The organism is Tamlana crocina, assembly GCF_012037625.1.
In genome coordinates this window covers 45,257-69,059 of the sequence record NZ_JAAVJS010000003.1, presented here as the reverse complement: position 1 = coordinate 69,059, position 23,803 = coordinate 45,257, and the positions used below count along the sequence as shown (strand labels likewise).

Sequence of the window (23,803 nt, the reverse complement as noted above, 5' to 3'; positions counted from 1 at the left end):
AATTTATATTTAATCTTTTGAACCAAATAATAAATTATATTACTATTAGCATGTAAAATTCATTTGTAGTTTGAATATAAAAACCTTTATCACATTCCATATAAAAGAAAAAGAAGCACCTTAGACAAGGTACTTCTTTTTACAAAAACCAAACTAATTAAAACGAAATATGTTTTAATTATTCCAAACTATACCGCGCATTTCTCCGCTATAGTTTCCTGTTTCATCACTAAATTGAATACCTTTAACTCTATCTAACGGGAAATATGTTTGTAAATTAGGCTCTGTACCATCAATATCGGCATTTAGTTCTCCTACAGAACGTACTTCGTCCCATCTTCTAAAATCTTTAATATAACCATTAATTTTAGCTCCAAAGGCATTGCCAAGCCATGTTTCTCCCCAAACAGAATTCATAGGTACGCCAACATCTTCCTGTTGTGCAACCATTTCCCCATCAACATAAATGGCTGTGGTTCTTGCATTATCGTCATGCACAATAGCTATATGCTGCCAAGTACCAGATTTTATTGTTAAAGCTGGATATGTAGGCCCTGCATAATTTGCTATTGCTTCAATATAAGTGAAGTTCCAACCTCCTCCAGCATTTAGCAGGTTTTCTTCAGACAACTCCTGGTATCCATTAAGTCTTAAACCTAAGGTGTTATTCCCAAAAATGTCTCCCCAACCAAATTCAGGCAATTCTAAAGTTTTAATCTTTAAATCAAACTCATAGGTATAATCTCCTGTAGGTGTGTAATTAGGTGTCATTCTAAATCCTACCGCATTAGGGTCTTCACTATCAATATATATACCCTCTGCTGGTCCTACCAAGTTTGCATTTATTAAATCAATAGCACTTCCTAATGAATCAGCTGCATCATCTAAGGCTGTTTGTCTCGTTTCGCTCTCTAAGACTCCATTAGCGCCTTCGAGTAAGCTATCGATATAATCTAAGGTACCAATTGGGTAGTCACCATCCATATCACCTTCAACTACCGTTGCCCTAAAATCTGTTAATTCTTGAATAGCTGCATTAATATTATCATAGTTAAGTACAATTACTGGTGGCTCTGACACCCACTCTACAGCCCCCTCAAGAGTTGCAGTTGAGTTACCAACTACATCAGAGAAAGATGACCCTAAATTAGACCCTAGTGGGAAATATGCCTCTAGACCAGACTCTGTGCCATCTACACTGGCTCCGATATTAGCCTGTATTGTTCCTTGGTCTAATTCTGAATTCCATACTTTAACCTCTTTTACGACAACATTACAGGAACGATCATTCCAGAAGGGTCCATTACCAATTATGTAAGGCACATCAGTTTCCGCAGGTGTACCTTCTATAGTAGCTACTAAAGCACCGTTAACATAAAACTTTTGTCCAGATCCTGAATTGGTATACGCAATATCCAGCCATTCTCCAGACTTAAGAGTTCCTGGATCTGCACCAGCTACCACCCAGCCAGATGCTGTTCCAGCTACTAATTGTAAGGAACCATCTGCAAAATATCTTGCAGTCATCCCATTATTAGGAAGTGCTTCTGATGAAAGCAAATTATTAAGTCCAGTGCCACTAAACGCATTCAAGTCTACAATGTATACCTGTAGTTCTATAGTAGAGGCTCCAAATAAAACTTGCTTTAGATTGTCTGAAAGTGTTATTCCAGATCCATTTCCATGTTGTATCCAAGGTAAGGCTACTGAAACCGTACTTGTTAAAAACTTATCTATAGCCGCATTTAGTTTAATAACAGCGTCATCAATATCTGCTTGAGATTTGGAACTTTCTATTCTCTTATAAATCCAGTTAACTACATCTTGAAGTGCCTTTTTAGAGCCTGGTTGATAATCTCCTGCATTAATACCTTCAACACTTGTGGCTATTAAGTCTTCAGCCTCAGCTATTCTCTCTTCTAGCTGAGCAATATTAAAATTCTGTGTAGTTGAATCATCGTCATTATCACAGGATACCGTAAAGAACAGTACTACCAGCGGTAATGCAAATGCTACTTTTTTTAAATTGTTTAATATCTTCATCTTATTTTTTTGTTAAAAATTACTATTCATCAAACCATTAGATTTTGTTTTTGTGTCTGCAACATCCCACCATAACTTGTTATCCATACGGTTTGTATCAATTGTATTTTGGTCTGGTGGTAACATATCTGATTCTGTGTTAAATGCATTATCTGGATATCTGATACGTTTTACATAAGTTCCTTGTGCTACAGAAGCAGCGCTACTTACGCCATCAATAGGCAAAGTAAGATCTGGGTAATCTGTACGTCTAAAATCTACCCAAGCTTCTCGTCCATTAGGGAAGTTTGCTATGTATTTCTGGGTTATCAGTTGCTTTAATTGTTCTTCATTTGAACCAGACAACACAGGTACTTCATTAATGTATGCAGTAGCCGCGGCAGGATCTACACCTACAAACTCCATAGACGCTCTAACACCTTCTTGCATTAAGGTTGTAGGGTCTCCTCCTGTCCACCCTCTTAATGCTGCTTCAGCTTTTAAAAACACTACTTCAGTATAAAGCATTACGGGTTGATAATGGTCTATTTCAGCATCGTTACCTGTAAAACCAATATATGTGGTATTCTCATTCATTGTTGCAAAATCATTAGCGTCTGCAGGTAAGATATTATATCCATTTTCAACACCTTCAAGACGTTCACTGCCAAACATTGGTGAGCTTTCTTTGTAACCAAACCAAATTCTTGCCCTAGGATCTTCCATGGATGTTTGAGAGTACATCATATCGGTAAATGTTTTAGAACACCTAATATTATCCCATAAAATAGCCATATTACGTAAATAATCATAAAAGCCATTTACCCAAGCTGGTATATGTGCTACATCATCATTACTTTGCATTACTCCATCATTAATAGCAGCTACTGCTTCAGTTTGTGCTTTCCCTGGATCTACATTAGAAATTCTCATAGCTAATCGTAATCGCATAGAATTTCCAAAACGCTTCCATTTATCTAAATCCCATCCATAAATTAAATCTTCGGCACTAGGCATTACGTATTGGTTAGTATTACTCACATCTATAGCATTTACGGCCTTGTCTAATCTTTCAAATAAATCGTAATAAATATCGCGTTCTGAGTCATACGGCACTTTTGATGCAAAGTCGATTTCAAAATATGGTAAATCACCATAGTAGGCTAACATTCTGGCCCATTCTGAAACTTCCCAAATTTCTAAAACTTGCATTAAATTATTATAAAATGGATCATCACCATATATGTTTTGAAGTGATTTGATGTTAGCCAAACCATCTACAAAAAATGCATTCCATCCTGTAAAAGCCCATCCATCTACATACTCGTAACGACCAGACTCAAAACCGTCGACCGTATTTGCCCAGTATTGCGCATAAAAATCTGCATATAAATTTACGTTTCGTTGATAATCGAAAACTGGTGTGGTAACAATTCTGTTGAATAACTGTCCTGGTTGCGGAGCAGTAACCGCGTTGCGGTTTGTATTAATTTCCTCGAAATTTTCTGTACAGCTAACCGTAACAAGAAATAACGTTGTTATTACCATTAATATTTTTTTCATAATTCTTTTTTTAAAATTTAACATTCAAAGAAAAGCCATAGGTTCTTTCTACTGGCACAGGAGAAAAGTCAAAAGCTTGACCTCCAACTGATGAGTTAAACGAACTTGCATCAGGTACTGTGCCCGGTGTATTTCTATATAGGTAAAACAGATTCCTTCCTATTAAAGATAGTTTAACACTATTAATTACTCCTTTACCTAAAGACTCAATTATAGACTTAGGGAAAGAATACCCAAGAGATAATTCTCCTAATTTCATGAATGAAGCGTCATATATAAATTCTTCGGATATACCAGATACGGTTTGCCAATAAGATTGAGGACTAACTATTGTAGTGTTTGAGCTACCATCAGCTAGAATACCATTAGGTGTAAAAAAAGGCTCTCTCCCTAAAGACAAGGTTCTTAATGAGTTACCTGTACCTGTTGCAGACGCTTCGGTTAAAGAATATATATCGCCCCCTTGTTGCATAGTAAATAAGGCGTTTAAGGAAACTCCTTTGTATGCTGCATTAATGCCAATTGAACCTGTAAAATCCGCTTGAATATTTCCTATTTTTTCTTTTTCGGTAGTATTAACTGGTAAACCATCTGCACCTACTATAATATTCCCATCTGCATCTTTTTGGTACTTAAATCCATAAATATCACCATATCGCTTTCCTACATATCCACGTACCTCTTCTATAATAGTATTACTTTGAAAGTATTGAAAAAACTCAGTATCATCTGCCAATTCTTCTATTACACCTTTGTTAGCAGCAAAATTTAAGGTTAAACCTAAATTAAAATCTTCAGTTTTAACAGGCACTACATTTGCATACACCTCAATACCTTTATTAGAAATCTCACCTACGTTAGTAAGCAAACTAGAAAAAAGACTTGTACTATTTACTGGTACTGGAGCTATTTGATTTCTAGTACGTTCATCATATAAAGCCATATCAAAATTTAAGCGATTATCGAACAACCTAAATTCTATACCAAACTCTGTTGTAGTTGATATTTCTGGATTTAAATTAGGATCTACACCCTCATTTGGTGTTGTAGACTGTGATAAATTGAAATTACTTAGAAAAACATTAAATGTTGGGTTTGTTGTTTGAGGTGTGGATGCCTTACCTACTTCTGCCCAGGTTCCTCTTACTTTTAAATAATTCATCCAATCTGGCATATCAACCATTTCTGATACTAATGCACTTAATCCCACTGATGAATACAAAAAAGAGTTATTTGTTGTTGGTAAAGTAGAAGACCAATCATTTCTAATTGTGGCATTTACAAATAAATAATTTTTATAAGACATATCTGCAAAACCATATAGGGAGTGAATTTCTTCATCTGTAAATTGTTCATTAGCTTGTATATTTGTACCTGCATTTAAGAAAAGGGTACTTTCAGAGTCTAATTTACCTGATGATGCGGTTAGGGTTTCTACACTTCTTCGCATTTGATTTCCTCCTGCACTAATTCCTAAATTAAAGTCTTCGTTTAAATCTTTGTTATAACTCAATAAAAACTCGGCATTCTCTTCTTTAAAAAATGATTCTGAAGTATTAATAGACGGTGTATTATTAAAAAATATTTGATCTTCAAAGCGCGCACCAAACACTTGCTCGTAGCGATAAATATCTAAACCATATTTAACTTTTAATCTCAGTGCCTCTGAAAACTTAACATTTGTGGCTAAATAACCAAATGATCTATTACGTTGATCTCTGTTAAAATTTTGGTTTTGTAAAAAGTACGGGTTTCTGTTATTGGCATTAGCGTTTTCTGTTAAAACTGCACTCGGTCCAAATAATATTTCTTTTGTCTTGTTATCTTCAATAACAAAACCAGGAGACAAATCTTGAGTTCTTATATTAGCCGGCATTGTGTTAAAAAACGACACAAAACTATATCTACCAATGGTTGGTCTTTGAAATCCTTGCGTATTAATGTAAGACACTTTTGCGTCAACATTTAACCAAGGATTTATATCGTAATTAGCTTTAAAATCAAAATTTAAACGCTCTAAAGCTTGTCCTTCATAAATACCTTGTGTATCATCTTTACTTACCAAAACCTTAAAGTTTCCGTTCTCGCTTCCTTTAGTAAAAGTTATGGCGTGTCTTGTGCTTACGCCTGTTCTTGTAAAATCTTCTAATAAATTAGATTCAGATTGATAAGGCAATAACTCACCCGTCCAAGCCTCTCTTTCTACACCATCAAACCGAGGTCCCCAAGACACCCTTGAGCTAGGATCGTAAACACCATCAATACCTTGGCCATACTCCCTTTGGGTATCCAGAAAAAAGCTAGCTTCAGAAAATGTAGTAGAGCCTGTGTATGATATACCTAAACCTTGAGAACGTTTACCGCTTTTAGTTGTTATCAGCACGACTCCATTACCACCACGCGCACCGTACAATGCAGCTGCGGGACCTCCTTTTAAAACTGAAATGGTTTCTATGTCATCTGGGTTAATATCCAAAAATCCTCCACCGTTAGAGTTACCACCAAATAAATCTTCTGCATCTGATGTAAAGTCTTGTGTAGAAAAGGGTACTCCATCTATTACCCATAGTAGTTGATCATTTCCGCTTAAGGAACTTGCTCCGCGAATATCTATTCTTGGCTTACCTGTAATACCTCCAGAATTGGTAATATTAACCCCCGCAGCTTTACCTTGCAAAGCAGATGTAGCGCTTGGGTTTGCAGCAGCTGTAATAGTTTCAGAATCCACCTCTTGAACCGCATAAGCCAGAGCTTTCTTCTCTTTTTTAATACCAAGAGCTGTTACTACAACTTCATCTAAAGCCTCTAGGCTTTCTTGCAATGTTACATTAATTACTGTTCGAGAATTAACAACCTCTTCTTTTGCCACAAAACCAACAAAGGTAAATACCAAAGTTGCTTTAGGACTAACATCTAAAGAATAGTTGCCGTCAAAATCAGTTGTTGTACCTTTACTAGCACCTTTAACCATTATATTAACCCCTGGAAGTGGCACTCCATTAGGATCTAGTACTGTTCCATTTACAATACCACCTTGCGCTTTTATTATGTTTGCAGACAACAAAAACACAAAAACTAAAAAGAATAATAATTTTTTCTTCATACTAGTTTTAATTTAATTAGTTTAGAATTATTTAAAATTTATGTTTAAGTAAATGTTACAAAAAAGTTAAGAATTCAAAAGGTTTTTCGACCAACAACATTCTATAAAAGCTAAAGGTTATAAAATGGCAGAGGATAACCTTAAATAATGATTTTCATGGCACATTACCACTAAACATCTCACTATCCACGTCTTAAACAAATAGTTAATCTTACTTAAACATGCCCTTTTTGTTTTCAATCTACATATTATCAGATAAATTTAATGTATTGTTTCACACTTAGCATTTCTCATGAAAACGTGTTAAATAAATTATTAGACTAATACCATATGTTGTTCGTCGAAATATTAAACATTATTGAGCTTATACTTTTTAGCTTTGATTAATCAAATTAATCTAATAAAAAGTTGTTTATATGAAATCCTTAGTTTTTAGTAGACCAGGAATGTTTGAAGAAACCCGTTTCGAAAAAATACACAATATTATTTTTGAAGACTCTCAAACACCATCTAAACTTGTAGCACACGAAATTTCCCAATTAATTAGAAACAAACAACAGAAAAAAGAGTTTTGTGTTTTAGGTTTGGCTACAGGATCTTCTCCAATAAAAGTATACGAAGAATTAGTTCGATTACACAAAGAGGAAGGATTAAGTTTTTCTAATGTCATTACATTTAATCTTGATGAATATTATCCTATGGATAAAGGCAATATACAAAGCTACTTTTATTTTATGTATGAGCATTTATTTAATCATGTAGATATATTACCAGAGAATATTAATATCCCCGATGGAAAGGTAAGCGCAGAAGATTTACAACAATATTGCATTGATTATGAGAGAAAAATAAAAGCCCTAGGAGGTTTGGATTTTCAACTTTTAGGTATTGGACGAACCGGCCATATTGGTTTTAACGAACCTGGCTCTCACTATAATTCTAGCACTAGAAGCATTACTTTAGATCACATAACTCGAGTAGATGCTGCTCCTGCTTTTTTAGGAGTTGACAATGTACCAAGAAAAGCGATTACCATGGGAATTGGAACCGTAATGAGCGCTAAGCGTATTGTATTACTGGCTTGGGGAAATAATAAAGCAGAAATAATACAAAAAACAATAGAAGGGAATGTGACATCTGAAGTACCAGCAACATATTTACAAAACCATAGCAATACCACTTTTATTTTAGATGAAGAAGCCTCTAAAGAACTTACCCGTGTAAAAACACCATGGCTTGTAACTTCTTGTAGATGGAACGACTCCCTAAAACTTAAAGCTGTAGTATGGTTGTCAGAACTTTTAAATAAATCCATTTTAAAGCTAACGGATTCAGACTATAACAACAACGGCATGTCTGGTTTGCTTACTGAAGAGGGCACAGCTTATGATTTAAATATTAAAATGTTTAACACCCTACAGCATACCATTACGGGGTGGCCTGCCGGGAAACCTAATGCAGACGATTCCAAAAGGCCCGAACGCTCAACTCCTGAACGTAAACGCGTGATAATTTTTAGTCCACACCCAGATGACGATGTTATTTCTATGGGAGGTACTTTTGACAGACTTGTTGAACAAGGGCATGATGTTCATGTAGCTTACCAAACATCTGGCAATATAGCGGTTTCTGACGAGGATGCTTTAAAGTTTGCAGAAATAACTCAATCTCTATGCCCTGATTGTAGTGAAACCCAAAATATCATCAGCTTTTTATCATCAAAAACCAAGAATAATATTGATACCGTTGCGGTAAGAAAACTTAAAGGGTTAATAAGAAGAAATGAGTCATTATCCGCTACACGGTATTTAAATTTAAATGATGAAAATGTTCATTTTTTAGATTTACCTTTTTATGAAACCGGGACTATAAAAAAGAAAAATATTTCTAATGAAGACATTTCTATAATGGAGAAGCTAATTGTCGATATAAAACCACATCAAATTTATGCGGCTGGCGATTTAGCAGATCCACACGGCACACATAAGGTTTGTCTTGATGCATTATTTTATGCTTTAGAAAAACTAAAGAAAAATGATTTCATGAGTGATTGCTGGGTATGGCTATATCGTGGTGCATGGCACGAGTGGGATACTTACCAAATTGAAATGGCTGTTCCTTTAAGTCCAGACCAAGTGCTTAAAAAACGACGTGCTATTTTTTATCATCAATCTCAAAAAGATGGGGTTATGTTTCAAGGGGACGACTCCAGAGAGTTCTGGGTAAGGGCTGAAGACAGAAACCGTTTAACCGCAAAAAAATATAATGATTTAGGTTTGGCTGATTACGAAGCAATAGAAGCTTTTAAAAGATACCATTTTTAATTCTAGTCTATGCTATTAGGGTTTAATATTTTACCCTTAACCTCCTCAAGGTAAGACCTACCTATTACATACCTTAACCCCTCTATTTCAACGCTATTACCTTCAACAACATCAATTTTGTCTATAGCTATAGTATAAGATCTATGAATACGTATAAAATTATGCTCAGGAAGCAACGATGTAAAATCTGATAAAGTGCTATGAATTATATATTTCCCTGTGGTAGTATTTATTTTTAAATAATCTTTTAATGATTCAATAGTAAGAATTTCATCTAGGTAGATTTTTTTCATCTTTTTTTTGTCAATTTTAACAAAAAGATGCTCTCTGGCATTATTATTTTGATTTATTGTGGTTGTCTTCATGAGTTTATGCTCCACCTTATCAATGGCTTTAATAAATCTAGGAAACTCTATAGGTTTAACTAAATAATCAAGCACATTAAGCTCATACGTTTCAACAGCAAACTCAGTATAAGCTGTAGTAACAATAATTAAAGGAGGATCATTCAGTGCTTTTACAAAACTCAACCCATCTAATAAAGGCATATTAATATCCAAAAACATAACATCTATTTGTTCACTTTTTAAAAAGTCTAATGCTTCCAAAGCGTTACTAAAGGTTTTTGTTACCTCAAAACCTTTTATTTGCTGTAGATAATTCTTGATAACGTTTATTGCCAAGGGTTCATCATCAATTATTATACATTTGGTACTCATGCTACTCGTATTTTTAGTTTTGCTATAAAAATATTATCCACTTCATCAAATTCTAAGTTATAATCATTTTCAGAATAACCTAACGAAAGCCGTTTTCTAACATTTTTAAGGCCTATACCTCCGGAATAGTTTTTTTCTAAATTTTGATTCATAATTGAAGGCATAGGGTTTGACACACTAAAGTATAGAAAATCTTCTTTAATTTCGAATAAAATATCAATTTTAATATTACCAATGTTTTTGTTTACCCCATGTTTAAATGCATTCTCAACTAAAGACAACAAAATAATTGGAGCAATTTTTTTGCCTTGTATATCTCCGGTAATTGATACTTCTACTTGTAAAGACTTACTGTGTCTTATTCGCTCTAAATCCAGATAGTTTTGCACACATAAAATTTCCTTTTCCAATGTTTGCCTTCTTTGTCGTGTTTCATACAAAAGATAGCGCATAAGTTCTGACAACTTTAAAATTATTTTGGAAGTTTTCTTTGATTTCTCTAATGCAAGTGAGTGGATATTGTTTAAAGTATTAAAGAAGAAATGAGGCGATATCTGGGCTTTTAAAAACATGAGTTCGGTCTCTAAATTTGCTTTCTCAAGTTCAGCCACTCGCCTATGTTCTTGTAGATAATCTAACGTTATTTTTATGGCTGTTACAAATGTTATAACATATAGCTCGCCAATCATCATATCAATAACATAGTTAAGGGATAGTGAATTAAGCGTTTCCGGGCCTTCTGGCCATACATTCGTGCTTATTAAAATATATGTAAGATTAAACTTAACCAAAACCATAATGAAAATAGCAGTAAGTACAGATAAAACATATAATATATACTTTCTCTTGTAGACTAAAAATGGCATTAAAACAAAAATATTAAGGTAACATAACACCATGTGAATTGGGAAACCCAAAAGGTTTGTCTTCAAAGAATATATGTAATCCCCAAAGTAACTTCCCCATCTAAATGTATTGAAAGAAAAATAAATCAACCAAAATATTAAATGAAATTTAAAGGGTAATTTATAATATTCCTTAGAGTTTAAAATCTTTACCATAGTTTCCTTACTATAATTTTTTTCGGTGTTTAGCTTCGATTAGATGTTGTCCGTCTAAATTTATTTGGGAGAATGATAAAATTATGAATTTTTACATTAACCGATTTTTTTATGAAGCATATATTGCCGTATTTGTTTTTGATTGTTTTGGTTTTTACTTGCAAAAATAAAAGTAAAGATTCTTTAAAAAATAGTGCTAAACCAAAATTAACCCATCTGGTAAACCCTTTTATTGGAACAGGCGGTCATGGACATACATATCCTGGTGCCACTGTGCCGTTTGGTATGTTGCAGGTAAGCCCTGTAAATGGCATATCAGCTTGGGACTGGTGCTCTGGCTACCATTATACAGATTCGGTAGCCATAGGTTTTAGCCACTTGGCACTAAGCGGAACAGGTATTGGAGATTTGGCTGACATATTACTAATGCCCATTAATAAAGAGGTGGATTTGTCTCCCATACCTAAAGAACGAGATAGTCTAAACTATAAATCAAAATACACTCATAAAAATGAGAGCGCTTCTCCAGGATATTATCAAGTATATTTAGAAGACCATGATATTGATGTAGAATTAACAACTTCTCAGAGAACAGCATACCATAAATATACTTTTAAAGAAGGCGATAAACAATCGGTGGTCTTAGATTTAGGGTTCTCCATTAATTGGGATAAGCCCACAGAAACAGCTATTAATATTGAAAATGATAGTACAGTAACTGGCTACAGATTCAGCACAGGATGGGCAAAAAACCAAAAGGTATTTTTTGTTGCTAAATTTTCAAAACCTATTAAAAATTCCAAGCTGTATATTGAAGGTAATTTAACAGAAAACAATACCGCCATAGGCAAAAAAACAGCTACGCAATTGATTTTTGATAGTCAAAATACCAACCAGCTTTATGTTAAAGTAGCGCTATCATCTGTAAGTATTGAAAATGCTAAAAATAATTTTGACTCGGGTAATTTTGATTTTGAAGCTACTAAACGAAATGCAGAGCATATTTGGGAAAGTGCATTACAAAACATAAAAGTAGAAACACCTGTGGATTCCCTAAAAACAATGTTCTATACGGCGTTATACCACAGTCAACTGGCACCTGTAACATTTAGTGATGCCAATGGTGCATTTAGAAAGGAGAACGACAGTATCGCTGTTGCTAATGATTATACCGCATATTCAACCCTATCGTTATGGGATACCTTTAGGGCAGAACACCCCTTACTTACGTTAGTCGCTAGAGATAAGGTTGCCCATTTTATTAATTCTATGCTGGCGTATTATGAAACCCGTAACATTTTACCCGTGTGGACACTATACGGCAACGAAACCAACACCATGACAGGTTATCATTCCATACCTGTTATTGTTGAAGCCTACTTAAAAGGTATTCGGGGTTTTGATGCCGAAACCGCTTATGAAGCCATGAAAACCACGATGATGCAGGATGAAAGAGGGTTAATCCAATACAAAACTTATGGCTACATTCCTTATGAGCTATTAGACGAGTCTGTAACCATTACTTTAGAGTATGCCTACAACGACTGGTGTGTAGCACAAATGGCTAAGGCACTAGGAGAAGATAACGACTATAATTTCTTCATGCAACGTTCTAAAGCATACACATATTTATTTGATAAAGACACTGGCTTTATGCGTGGCAAATCTAAAGATGGTAAGTCGTGGAACACGCCTTTCGACCCCAAACATTCAAATCATAGAGAACATACAGATTATACAGAAGGTAACGCATGGCAACACAGTTGGTTTGTACCTCATGCCGTTGAAGATTTTATTGCTATGCACGGCGGTAACGAAACCTTTACATCTAGGTTAGAACAGCTATTCACAGAAAACTCTGATATTACAGGGGATAATGTTTCTGTTGATATTTCAGGGCTTATAGGTCAGTATGCCCACGGTAATGAGCCTAGTCATCATATTGCTTACATGTTTAATAAAGCCAATAAACCATGGCGTACACAATACTGGGTAAACCATATTTTAAATACACAATATAACACAACACCAAATGGTTTAAGTGGTAATGAAGACTGCGGACAAATGAGTGCATGGTACGTGTTTAGTGCCATGGGATTCTACCCCATGAATCCAGCATCAGGTAACTATGAAATTGGAAGTCCTATTTTCGAGAAAACTACCATTAAATTAAAAGACAATAAAGTATTTATTATTGAAGCTGAAAATGTTTCGAATAAAAACATCTATATACAATCGGCAACCTTAAACGGTAAAGATTTTAATAGCACAATTATCTCTCACAAACAAATTCTAAACGGAGGCACTTTAAAGTTTAAAATGGGTCCAGAACCCAATAAAACCTGGGGTGTAAAAAATTGATTTATGAACGCTATTGATGTAACAATTATTGGAGTATATATTTTATTAACCTTAGGGGTTGGTATATGGATATCAAAAAGAGCATCCAAAGGTCTCGACTCATACTTTTTAGGTGGAAAAAGCATTAAATGGTACTACCTAGGGTTGAGTAATGGCTCTGGAATGTTTGATGTCTCAGGTACCGCTTGGATGGTAGGTATCTTATTTCTGTATGGTGTTAAAAGCTTCATGTTTATGTGGATGTGGCCTATTTTTAACCAAATTTTCGTTATGGTATTTCTGGCCGCCTGGATAAGGCGTTCTAACATTATGACAGGGTCAGAATGGATTTTAACTCGCTTTGGAGATGATAAAGCTGGCAGAGCATCCCATCTTATTGTTGCCATATTCGCCATTATTGCCTCTGTGGGTTTCATTGCCTACTTTTTTGAAGGTGTTGGTAAATTCTTAACAATAATCTTACCGTGGGATTTAAGCTTGATACTCAATGATTCGGTGTTGTTATCATCAGACCAAAGCTACGCACTAATCATTATTTTTCTAACCACAATTTATACCGTAAAAGGCGGTATGTTTTCTGTAGTAGCTACAGAGGTATTACAATACGGTATCATGGTTTTGGCTGGTATTTTAATAGCCACATATACTTTTATTTCAGTATCAGATATACAATTAGAGACTGTTATTTCAAAAGAATGGGGTACCGTGTTTTTTGGCTGGGAACTTGAAGGGTTTTGGAATGGGAAGTACGAAGCTTTTAATAATCTGATAGATACTCAAGGTTATAAAATGTTCGGTGCTTTTATTGGTATGTCACTGTTCAAAGGTTTTTTTGCTAGTATTGCTGGCCCCACACCAAGTTATGATATGCAACGTATACTCTCCACACGGTCTGTTAAAGAGGCCGCTTACATGAGCGGATTTACCAATTTAGTATTATTTATTCCTAGATATTTACTCATTGCAGGCATTGTTATTTTAGGTTTGGTTTTTATTGCACCAGATATGGCTTCATCAAGTACCCTATCTACAAATGATTTGGAAATAATTTTACCTAAAGTGATAAACCATCACGTACCCGTGGGTATTAAAGGTATCCTTCTAGCAGGGCTTTTAGCTGCATTTATGTCTACATTTTCTGCTTTTGTAAATTCCGGACCAGCATATATTGTAAATGACATTTATAAAAAATATTTTAAACCAGAGGCAACGCCCAAACATTATGTAAAAGCAAGCCACTTAGCATCTTTCGGTATTGTAATTTTAGGTGTTATCATGGGCTTTTTTGCAGATTCTATTAACTCTATAACGTTGTGGATTACAAGTGCATTATATGGTGGTTATGTTGCTGCAAACCTATTAAAATGGATTTGGTGGCGTTTTAACGGCTGGGGCTATTTTTGGGGTATGACGGCTGGTCTTATTATTGCAACATTTCAATTTATTATAGAGCAAAATCAAAATAATTTTGAAGTTGGTTCTATAATGTATGAGATAGCCACACTTCCTGTGATTTATGCATTTCCTGTGATATTATTAACATCACTAGTTGGAGCGTTTTTAGGAACATTTTTAACGCCACCAACAAATATGAACACCCTTAAAAGCTTCTATAGCAATGTAAAACCTTGGGGTTGGTGGAATCCAGTTTTTAAAACGATTAAAGAAACTAATCCTATTTTTGAGAAAAATAAAGATTTTCCAATCGATATGTTTAACTGTATCATTGGTATTATTTGGCAATCCAGTATGATATTATTGCCGATTTACTTTATGGTACGAGATTACTCTAACATGTTTTGTGTTTTAGTGCTGTTTGTAGTAACTTCTCTGATTTTAAAATTTACTTGGTTAGATAAAGTAAGGAAGTATAAAAATTAATTGAAAAAGATGAACCTAATTCCTTGGGAAGAAAGACCTAAAGGGTCAAAAGATGTAGTGTGGCGTTATAGCCAAAATCCGATTATTAATCGTGATGCGATTCCAACATCCAACAGCGTTTTTAATAGTGCTGTAGTGCCATATAAAGATGGTTTTGCAGGTGTGTTTAGATGCGATAACAAAGCTGTGCAAATGAATATTTTTGCAGGTTTTAGTGATGATGGCATCAACTGGAAAATTAATGAGAATCCCATAAATTTTGAAGCACACGATAAAGGTCAAATACTTGGAGATTATAAATACGACCCAAGAGTGGTGTTTTTAGAAGACCGTTACTGGATTACATGGTGCGAAGGGCATAATGGCCCTACTATTGGTATTGGGTATACCTTTGATTTTAAAGAATTTTTTCAGTGTGAAAGTGCATTTTTGCCCTTCAATAGAAACGGAGTATTACTCCCTGAAAAAATAGATGGAAAATATGCTATGATGAGTCGCCCAAGCGATAACGGTCACACCCCTTTTGGAGATATCTACATGAGTTACAGCCCCGATATGAAATACTGGGGAGAACATCGGCACATGATGTCGCCTACACCTTTTAAAGATAGTGCGTGGCAGTGTACAAAAATTGGTGCTGGCTCTGTGCCCTTTTTAACCAATGAGGGTTGGCTAATGTTTTATCATGGGGTTATAAATACCTGCAACGGCTTTAGGTATGCCATGGGCTCAGCAATTTTAGATACAAATCAACCACATATCGTAAAGTACAGAACACAACCCTATTTGCTCACACCATCTAAAACCTATGAGCAAGTAGGCGACGTACCCAACGTAATTTTCCCCTGTGCTTCCCTGCAGGACGTAAAGAACGATAAAGTTACCATCTATTACGGAGGTGCAGACACCATTGTAGCCATAGCATTTGGTTACATAAGTGAAATATTGGCATTTACAAAAAACAATAGCATCATATAAAAAGAATGAGATTAATAGCATCAATACTTGCTCTTTTGAAAAAAGGCTTATGGAACATAAGTCTTTTTTTTCTTGGGCTACCAATATATAGTTGCGCACAAGATAATATACCCGCTATTCCCAAAACATATATAGCAAATTTTGTTGATGAACCCTTAAAAATTGACGGCTTGGGGAACGAAACCTCATGGAGAAACGCTCCATATTCCGATGTGTTTATTGACATAAAAGGTGTTGAAACTCCCAAGTACAAAACACAAGTAAAAATGCTTTGGGACAATCATCATATTTATTTTTTTGCTCAGTTAGAAGAGCCTCATGTATGGGGAACGTTAAAAAAAAGAGACACAATAATTTATCATAATAACGATTTTGAAATTTTTATTGACACTGATAATGACACCCATAATTATTACGAATTTGAATTTAACGCCCTTAATACACTCTGGGATTTATTTTTAACAAAACCCTATCGTGATGGAGCCTTAACAATTAACGATTGGGATGCAAAAGGTTTAAAATCCGCTGTTTATATTGATGGCACATTAAACAACCCAAATGATACAGATAAGGGTTGGAGTATTGAAATTGCTATTCCATTGAATGTTTTTAAAACATCCTATTTTGAGACTATTGATTTATCAGATATCTTTTGGAGAATCAATTTTTCAAGAGTACATTGGGATTTTCAACTAGAAGAAGGAGTTTACCAAAGAAAAAAAGATGCTAAAGGCAAACACCTTCCAGAATACAATTGGGTATGGTCGCCACAAGGCGTTATAGCGATGCATCAACCCGAAACATGGGGGTACGCCTATTTTTCAAAAGAAAATAAAAGTTTTACCATTCCTAAGGATGAGCATATCAAGTGGTATTTATCCGAGTTGCATAATGCTTTAAAACACAAAACTATCACTATTGAAGACGTTAGTCAATCAAGGCAAATTCTGAATAAAACGATAACTCCTCACTACGACAATCATAAAACAGGCTACAATATTTGGGTGGAAAGCCCTTTTTCAAATACAACCATCATTATTAATCAACATGGTAAAATCATGGTAAAATAGTGTTCCATATGAAATCAATATATCAATTACTCATCATCATTTTCATAGTAACAGTATCTTGTTCAAAAGAAAAAAAAGGCATCAATACTGCGCAAACCGAAAGCACACCACCACCTTTTAAATATTGGGTTTGGTATGGTGCTGGAGCTAATGTTGCAGATAGTATTCATATTAAACAATTCAAAAAATATGCGAGTTCAGGCATTAATGCTGTGCTTATTGATACCAGGGCAGATGCCGATTATTTATCTAAAGTAGCGCCATTAGCCATCAAAGAAGGTTTAGAGGTACACGCATGGATGTTTACCATGAACAGACCCGGAGATACCACTGCATTAAAACACCCCGATTGGTATATGGTAAGCCGTAGTGGAAAATCATGCTTTGACGACCGCCCATATGTAGACTATTACCAATGGTTATCCCCAAGTCATCCAGAAGCGCGCCAACATATTTGGAATTTAGTGGAAGGTTTAGCCAAGGTTGAAGGTATTAAAAGCGTACATTTAGATTATATACGATATCCAGATGTTTTTCTTCCTGTGGGCTTGTTACCAAAATATAATTTGGTGCAAAACGAAGAATTACCAGACTTTGATTTTGATTATTCTATGGCTTCCGTAGATAAGTTTAAAAAACTATTTGGAAAAGATATAACCCAAGCTGAAGTCCCCGCTATAGATATTGAATGGAAACAATTTAGACTCAACGAAATTAAAGCTGTAGTTGATGGTGCTTACGATATTGCCCATAAACACGGTAAAGACCTAACCGCCGCTGTATTTCCTTATCCTGAAATGGCAGACCACATGGTGCGCCAACGTTGGGACAAATGGAATATTGATGCAGTAATGCCGATGATTTACAATAATTTTTATAACGAAGGGTTAGATTGGATAGAATTCGCCACAAAGCAAGGACTTACCGATTTAAAAGCAAAACAAACCAAATTACATACAGGCCTATATTTACCTGAAATGACCGATAATGAATTGGCAAAAGCAATAGCCATTGCAAAACAATCAGGAGCATCTGGAGTCGCTTTTTTTGATATTCAAGAATCGCATTTTGAAGTTATTAAAGCGTCGCATTAACACATGTCCATGAATAAGCGTTATGTATACATATTACTATTGATTATCACGTTTTCTTGTAAACCTAAAACAGATGTAAAAGAAAGCACCAAACCTTTGGTAGAATATGTGAACCCGTTTATTGGTACCGATGGTCCAGGAAATACATACCCGGGAGCTAGCGAACCATTTGGTATGGTGCAGTTAAGTCCAGATATAGGTGTTCCGGGTTGGGATAGAATCGCTGGATATTTTTACCAAGATTCCATTATTACTGGGTTTTCTCACACGCATTTATCGGGTACTGGAGCAGGTGATTTATACGATATTCTGGTTATGCCAACCAATAGCAGATTCAATAAGCGTATAGAAGCTAATAATTTCAAACCCTATTCCACATTCAGTCATCAAAAAGAAAAAGCATTCCCGGGATATTATGAAGTCGATTTGTTGGATTATGGCATAAAAGCAGAATTAACAGCCACAAAACGAGTAGGCATTCATCGGTACACCTTTCCTAAAGATGGCGATAGCCAAATACACATCGATTTGGGATATTCCTTGAACTGGGATAAACCCACGGAAACGTATATTGAAAAAGTGAACGATACGACGATTCAAGGCTATCGCATGTCAACAGGCTGGGCAAGAAACCAAAAAATATATTTTCAAATGCAGTTTTCAAGGCCTTTTGATAGTCACAATTACTACAAAAACGACACCCTGAAAATTTACCCAATAAAAGGCAATACCAAAATGGTATTAAAATATCAAACCCTAGAAAATGACCAAATCATTATCAAAACAGGATTGTCTTCTACAAGTTGTGAGGCTGCAGCCTATGCTATAAAAATGGAAACTACTGGCTTTGATTTTGATTATCAACAGGAAAAAACCACATTAGTCTGGGAAAATGAATTAAAAAAAATAGTTATAGAAACACCCGATGAAGACAAAAAGAGCATATTCTATACTATGATGTACCAAAATATGCTTACCCCAAATTTGTTTAGCGACTATGGAGGAACTTACAAAACCGCTAATAATGAAAATGGACAGTTAAAACCAGGTATCAACCCCATTTCTAAAGCTGAAGGGTTTAATAGATACGATACGTTTTCCTTATGGGACACTTTTAGAGGAGCACATCCATTGCATACCATTTTACAACCAAAATTGGTACCGTATTTTATAAAATCGTTATTGGCACATTATAAAGAAACAGGAGAATTGCCCGTATGGTCTATGCAAGGTAGTGAAACCAATATGATGATTGGTTATCACGCAGTTCCTGTAATTGTCGATGCCTATTTTAAAGGATTTGATTTTGACGCACAACTCGCTTACCAAGCCTGTAAAGAAAGCGCTATGGTTTCCGATAGACAGATTGATGTTTACATGCAAAAAGGCTATATACCCGTTGATAAACACCATGAAAACTGGTCAGTTTCAAAAACCATGGAATATGCTTATGATGATTGGTGTATTGCCATGTTCGCACAATCATTAGGTAAACTTGAAGATTACAACTATTTCTTAGAACGTTCTAAAAATTGGCAAAATCTACATAACGCAACCAACTCTTGGATGCAACCTAAAGATGAAAAGGGCAATTTTATCACACCTTTTGTTCCCAAGGAATACAGTCCCTACTTTTGCGAAAGCAATGCGTGGCATTATTACTGGTTTGTACCCCATGATGTAGAAACTTTAATTGCAAAAACAGGTGGCAAAGAACGTTTTGAACAAAAACTAGACTCTATGTTCACTTATCATCCCAAACCGACCGATAAATTACCTCTGTTCAGTACGGGAATGATAGGTCAATATGCACATGGCAACGAACCCAGTCATCATGTAGCCTATTTGTATAATTTTATAGATAAGCCCTCCAAAGCGCAGAAATATATACGTCAAATTTTAGAAACGCAATACAAAAATGAACCGAATGGACATTGTGGCAATGAAGATTGCGGACAAATGTCGGCATGGTATATCTTCAACGCTTTAGGATTTTACCCTGTTAATCCTGTCCAAAATGCCTATGCCTTAGGGTCGCCACTTTTTGATTCGGCAACCATTGCGCTATCAGATAATAAACAGTTTAAGGTTGTTGTAAAAAACAATTCAAAAGATAATGTTTATGTTAAATCGGTTTGGCTTAATGGAGAAATTCTAAACAGAGATTACATTACCCATAAGGAAATTTTGGCAGGCGGTACACTTAAATTTGAAATGAGCAACACTCCAAGTTTAAATAAAATCACAAATAAGCTAAATTCAGCCAAAGTTTATGGCAATTTCCCTTGATAATGCATTAAAATCTCATGTACCAAAAAATACCATATAAGTATTTTTTACTAAATAAAAATTAAACATGCAATTTTCAAAAAAAACACTAATTATTAGCACGATTTTTAGCTATATAGGGTGTCAAAACTCTAGTTCTAAAGAAGCGGTTAAACATGAAATAATAAAGCCTGTTGTTATCTCTACATGGAACCACGGCTTGGTAGCAAACGAAGCTACATGGGAACTATTGGTAAATGGCGGAAATGCTCTAGATGCTGTTGAAGCTGGCGTAAAAACAGCAGAAGCAAACCCAGAAGTTCAAACTGTGGGTTTAGGAGGTTTTCCTGATAGAGAAGGAAAAGTAACTCTAGATGCTTGTATTATGGATCATAATAATAATTGCGGTTCTGTAGCATTTCTTCAACATATAAAACACCCCATCTCTGTGGCGAGAATGGTAATGGAAAAAACACCTCATGTTATGTTGGTTGGAGAAGGTGCGCTACAATTTGCTTTAGAACAAGGATTTAAAAAAGAAAATTTATTAACAGAAAAATCTAAGAAAGCTTATGAAGCATGGTTGGAAAATTCTCAATACAAACCCACAATTAATATAGAAAATCATGACACTATTAGTTTGTTGGCATTAGATGAAAATGGCAACCTTTCAGGAGCCTGTACAACAAGTGGCGCAGCATGGAAAATGCACGGACGCGTAGGAGATTCTCCAATAATTGGAGCTGGTCTATTTTTAGATAACGAAGTGGGTGCTGCCGCTGCTACAGGTATGGGAGAAGCTATGATGAAAACTGCCGGAAGTGCTATGGTAGTAGAATTAATGCGACAAGGAAAATCGCCAGAAGAAGCCTGTAAAGAAGTTGTAAAACGCATTTATAAAATCTATCAAAACACTCCAGATTTAGAATGGTTGCAAGTAGGATTTATAGCTTTAAACAAAAATGGAGAATATGGCTCGTATTGTTTAAGACCTGGTTTTAATTACGCAGTACAAACTAAATCGTTAAAAAATCAATTAATAGACGGTAAATACCTTTTACCTTAGAGTTAAAAAAATAAAGAAATATGCTACAGTTTAAATTACTTAAAAATCTTACACTAGTACTATTTATAACTTTAACTGCTTGCAAAAATAATCCAAAACAAGATGTAGAGCAAAAGACTGAAAATACATCAAAAGATTTTACTCAATTTGTCAACCCATTTATTGGCACTTCAAACTTCGGCACAACCAACCCTGGTCCCATTGCTGTACGTGGAATGGTAAACGTATCTCCTTTTAATGTGGCTGGTCCGCAAAATTTGCCATTAGAAAAAGATAGCCGTTGGTTATCCACACCTTATGTACACGAAAATACCTTTTTAACAGGGTTTAGCCATGTCAATCTCAGTGGTGTGGGGTGTCCTGATTTAGGTGTTATTTTAGCAATGCCAACCACAGGAAATTTAGAAACCAACCACTTAAATTATGGGTCTACATATTCAAAAGAGTCGGCCTCAGTCGGGTATTATACCAATACACTAGACAAATACAATATTAAGGTTGAAACTACTGCAACCACACGAGTTGGTGTGAGCAAATATCACTTTCCCGCAGGAAATGCCAATATCCTTTTAAATTTAGGTTTAGGCTTAACTAATGAAGAAGGTGCCATGGTAAAAGTAGTTTCTCCTTATGAAATTGAGGGTATGCGCTCTGTGGGTAGTTTTTGTTATTACAAACCCGAAGAAGCATATCCCATTTACTTTGTGGCACGTTTTTCAAAACCAGCAGATACTTTTGGTGTATGGAAAACCCCTAGAAGTCATGATGGCGTAGAAGGCAAATGGATGGGGTATAACGGAAAGAATCGTTTAAAAGAAAATTATACCAAAGAAGTTGTTGGCGATAGTATTGGGGCATATATGCGTTACAATTTTAAAACGCCTACAGTGGTAGAAATGAAAGTTGGTGTGTCTTATGTCAGTATCGAAAACGCCAGAGAAAATCTAGAGAAAGAAACAGCAAATAAAACGTTTGATGCTGTTTTAGCTAACACCAAAAATGATTGGAATCAACACTTATCCAGAATTGAAGTTGAAGGTGGTACTGAGGATGACAAAACGATTTTTTATACCGCTTTGTATCATACATTAATTCATCCTAATACTTTAAATGACAGTAATGGCGAATACCCCAAAATGAGAACAAGAGAAACTTTAAAAACCGATGGCACACGCTATACTACCTTTTCTTTTTGGGATACCTATAGGAATCTACACCAGTTAATGAGTTTGGTATATCCCGAACAGCAATCCAACATGATAAAAAGCATGTTGCAGATTTACGACGAATCAGGATGGTTACCTAAATGGGAACTTAATGCTACCGAAACCACCACCATGGTTGGCGACCCTGCAGGAATTATAATTGCTGATACGTACCTAAAAGGCATTACCGATTTTAATATTGAAAAAGCATACGAAGCTATGAAAAAGAGTGCTACTCAAATTAAAAATAATACTTTAAGGCCTGGACTAAAAGATTATATTGAAAAAGGGTATTTAACAACTAATACTACACATAGTGGCTCCGTTTCTACTACTCAAGAATATAATATTTCAGATTTTGCCATTGCACAATTAGCTAAAGCCCTAGGTAAACAAGAAGATTACAAGGTATTTTCTGAAAGAGCCTTATCTTACAGAAAGCTATATAGCGACAAGTTTAAATTATTAAGACCAAAAAATGAAGATGGCAGCTGGTTAACACCCTATAACCCAGAACATGGAGCTAATTTTGTTGAAAATGTTGGTTTTATAGAAGGTAATGCATGGCAATATACCTTTATGGTATCACATGACACAAAGGGTTTAATTAACCTCATGGGAGGCGAACATAAGTTTGCAACCCAACTGGAAAATGTATTTACAAAAAAACACTTTGATATGGCCAATGAGCCCGATATAGGATATCCTTATCTATTCAAATACATTAAAGGACAAGAGTACAAAACAGATGCATTGGTACAAGAACTTCTAAATACATATTTTAAAAACACACCAGATGGATTACCAGGAAATGATGATACAGGTACCATGAGTGCATGGGCAGTATTTTCTATGATGGGAATTTACCCTGTAACTCCCAGTGAACCTAGCTATGTTATTTTCCCTTCAACATTTGATAAGGTTACCATTCATTTAAACAACATGTATTATCAGAATTCTAAACTTATTCTATCAAAAGAACAATCTGGGGGTAGAAATCAAATATTTGTAAATGGCAATACTTACAATCATCATTTTATTTTACATGACGAATTAACAAAATCTAACTAATTATAAAACATATACCC

14 protein-coding genes are annotated in these 23,803 nt (G+C 35.2%); 9 read left to right on the top strand and 5 right to left on the bottom strand.

Annotation, left to right across the window (positions count from 1 at the left end):
• Positions 1-174 precede the first annotated feature (174 nt).
• From HC176_RS02745 to HC176_RS02735, 3 genes are read right to left on the bottom strand one after another with little or no spacing between them, the layout of a single operon-like run.
• A complete protein-coding gene (locus HC176_RS02745) occupies positions 175-2,043 on the bottom strand; it encodes a LamG domain-containing protein (protein WP_167916661.1) in 1,869 nt (622 codons plus the stop codon).
• 12 nt (positions 2,044-2,055) lie between these two features.
• Positions 2,056-3,570, bottom strand: coding sequence for a SusD/RagB family nutrient-binding outer membrane lipoprotein (locus tag HC176_RS02740; RefSeq protein WP_167916660.1), 1,515 nt, complete (start codon positions 3,568-3,570; stop codon positions 2,056-2,058).
• Between the two features lie 25 nt (positions 3,571-3,595).
• Entirely contained in the window at positions 3,596-6,688 is a 3,093-nt protein-coding gene (locus HC176_RS02735) for a SusC/RagA family TonB-linked outer membrane protein (protein ID WP_167916659.1), read from the bottom strand.
• Positions 6,689-7,104: 416 nt separating this feature from the next.
• Between HC176_RS02735 and nagB the strand changes: the two genes are divergently transcribed.
• Complete coding sequence (gene nagB, locus HC176_RS02730) at positions 7,105-9,012, top strand: glucosamine-6-phosphate deaminase (RefSeq protein WP_167916658.1); 1,908 nt, start codon at positions 7,105-7,107, stop codon at positions 9,010-9,012.
• A 2-nt stretch (positions 9,013-9,014) separates the two neighbouring features.
• Here nagB and HC176_RS02725 read toward each other — a convergent pair whose 3' ends face one another.
• Entirely contained in the window at positions 9,015-9,731 is a 717-nt protein-coding gene (locus HC176_RS02725) for a LytR/AlgR family response regulator transcription factor (protein WP_167916657.1), read from the bottom strand.
• Positions 9,728-10,792 carry a sensor histidine kinase gene (locus HC176_RS02720; protein ID WP_167916656.1) on the bottom strand — a complete coding sequence of 355 codons (1,065 nt, stop codon included), beginning with the start codon at positions 10,790-10,792 and terminating at the stop codon, positions 9,728-9,730. Before HC176_RS02720 ends, HC176_RS02725 begins: the two co-directional genes overlap by 4 nt.
• Positions 10,793-10,903: 111 nt before the next feature.
• Between HC176_RS02720 and HC176_RS02715 the strand changes: the two genes are divergently transcribed.
• The 8 genes from HC176_RS02715 (at position 10,904) to HC176_RS02680 (ending at position 23,786) form a co-directional block, all read left to right on the top strand.
• Entirely contained in the window at positions 10,904-13,153 is a 2,250-nt protein-coding gene (locus HC176_RS02715) for a GH92 family glycosyl hydrolase (protein ID WP_167916655.1), read from the top strand.
• Between the two features lie 3 nt (positions 13,154-13,156).
• Positions 13,157-15,034 (top strand): sodium:solute symporter family protein, encoded by a 1,878-nt coding sequence (locus HC176_RS02710; protein ID WP_167916654.1) that lies wholly within the window; start codon positions 13,157-13,159, stop codon positions 15,032-15,034.
• A gap of 9 nt (positions 15,035-15,043) precedes the next feature.
• Complete coding sequence (locus HC176_RS02705; protein WP_167916653.1) at positions 15,044-16,012, top strand: glycoside hydrolase family 130 protein; 969 nt, start codon at positions 15,044-15,046, stop codon at positions 16,010-16,012.
• 5 nt (positions 16,013-16,017) lie between these two features.
• Positions 16,018-17,082: a carbohydrate-binding family 9-like protein gene (locus HC176_RS02700; RefSeq protein WP_167916652.1), complete on the top strand. Its 1,065-nt coding sequence runs from the start codon at positions 16,018-16,020 to the stop codon at positions 17,080-17,082.
• An 8-nt stretch (positions 17,083-17,090) separates the two neighbouring features.
• A complete protein-coding gene (locus HC176_RS02695) occupies positions 17,091-18,176 on the top strand; it encodes a family 10 glycosylhydrolase (protein ID WP_167916651.1) in 1,086 nt (361 codons plus the stop codon).
• Positions 18,177-18,185: 9 nt separating this feature from the next.
• Positions 18,186-20,465, top strand: coding sequence for a GH92 family glycosyl hydrolase (locus tag HC176_RS02690; RefSeq protein ID WP_167916650.1), 2,280 nt, complete (start codon positions 18,186-18,188; stop codon positions 20,463-20,465).
• A gap of 67 nt (positions 20,466-20,532) precedes the next feature.
• Entirely contained in the window at positions 20,533-21,510 is a 978-nt protein-coding gene (locus tag HC176_RS02685; RefSeq protein WP_167916649.1) for an isoaspartyl peptidase/L-asparaginase family protein, read from the top strand.
• 20 nt (positions 21,511-21,530) lie between these two features.
• Positions 21,531-23,786, top strand: coding sequence for a GH92 family glycosyl hydrolase (locus tag HC176_RS02680; RefSeq protein WP_167916648.1), 2,256 nt, complete (start codon positions 21,531-21,533; stop codon positions 23,784-23,786).
• Positions 23,787-23,803: the final 17 nt, after the last annotated feature.

Coding starts and splice junctions, on each gene's coding strand:
- HC176_RS02745 (WP_167916661.1), bottom strand. CDS start 2,043: ATGAAGATATTAAACAATTTAAAAAAAGTAGCATTTGCATTACCGCTG.
- HC176_RS02740 (WP_167916660.1), bottom strand. CDS start 3,570: ATGGTAATAACAACGTTATTTCTTGTTACGGTTAGCTGTACAGAAAAT.
- HC176_RS02735 (WP_167916659.1), bottom strand. CDS start 6,688: ATGAAGAAAAAATTATTATTCTTTTTAGTTTTTGTGTTTTTGTTGTCT.
- nagB (WP_167916658.1), top strand. CDS start 7,105: ATGAAATCCTTAGTTTTTAGTAGACCAGGAATGTTTGAAGAAACCCGT.
- HC176_RS02725 (WP_167916657.1), bottom strand. CDS start 9,731: ATGAGTACCAAATGTATAATAATTGATGATGAACCCTTGGCAATAAAC.
- HC176_RS02720 (WP_167916656.1), bottom strand. CDS start 10,792: ATGGTAAAGATTTTAAACTCTAAGGAATATTATAAATTACCCTTTAAA.
- HC176_RS02715 (WP_167916655.1), top strand. CDS start 10,904: ATGAAGCATATATTGCCGTATTTGTTTTTGATTGTTTTGGTTTTTACT.
- HC176_RS02710 (WP_167916654.1), top strand. CDS start 13,157: ATGAACGCTATTGATGTAACAATTATTGGAGTATATATTTTATTAACC.
- HC176_RS02705 (WP_167916653.1), top strand. CDS start 15,044: ATGAACCTAATTCCTTGGGAAGAAAGACCTAAAGGGTCAAAAGATGTA.
- HC176_RS02700 (WP_167916652.1), top strand. CDS start 16,018: ATGAGATTAATAGCATCAATACTTGCTCTTTTGAAAAAAGGCTTATGG.
- HC176_RS02695 (WP_167916651.1), top strand. CDS start 17,091: ATGAAATCAATATATCAATTACTCATCATCATTTTCATAGTAACAGTA.
- HC176_RS02690 (WP_167916650.1), top strand. CDS start 18,186: ATGAATAAGCGTTATGTATACATATTACTATTGATTATCACGTTTTCT.
- HC176_RS02685 (WP_167916649.1), top strand. CDS start 20,533: ATGCAATTTTCAAAAAAAACACTAATTATTAGCACGATTTTTAGCTAT.
- HC176_RS02680 (WP_167916648.1), top strand. CDS start 21,531: ATGCTACAGTTTAAATTACTTAAAAATCTTACACTAGTACTATTTATA.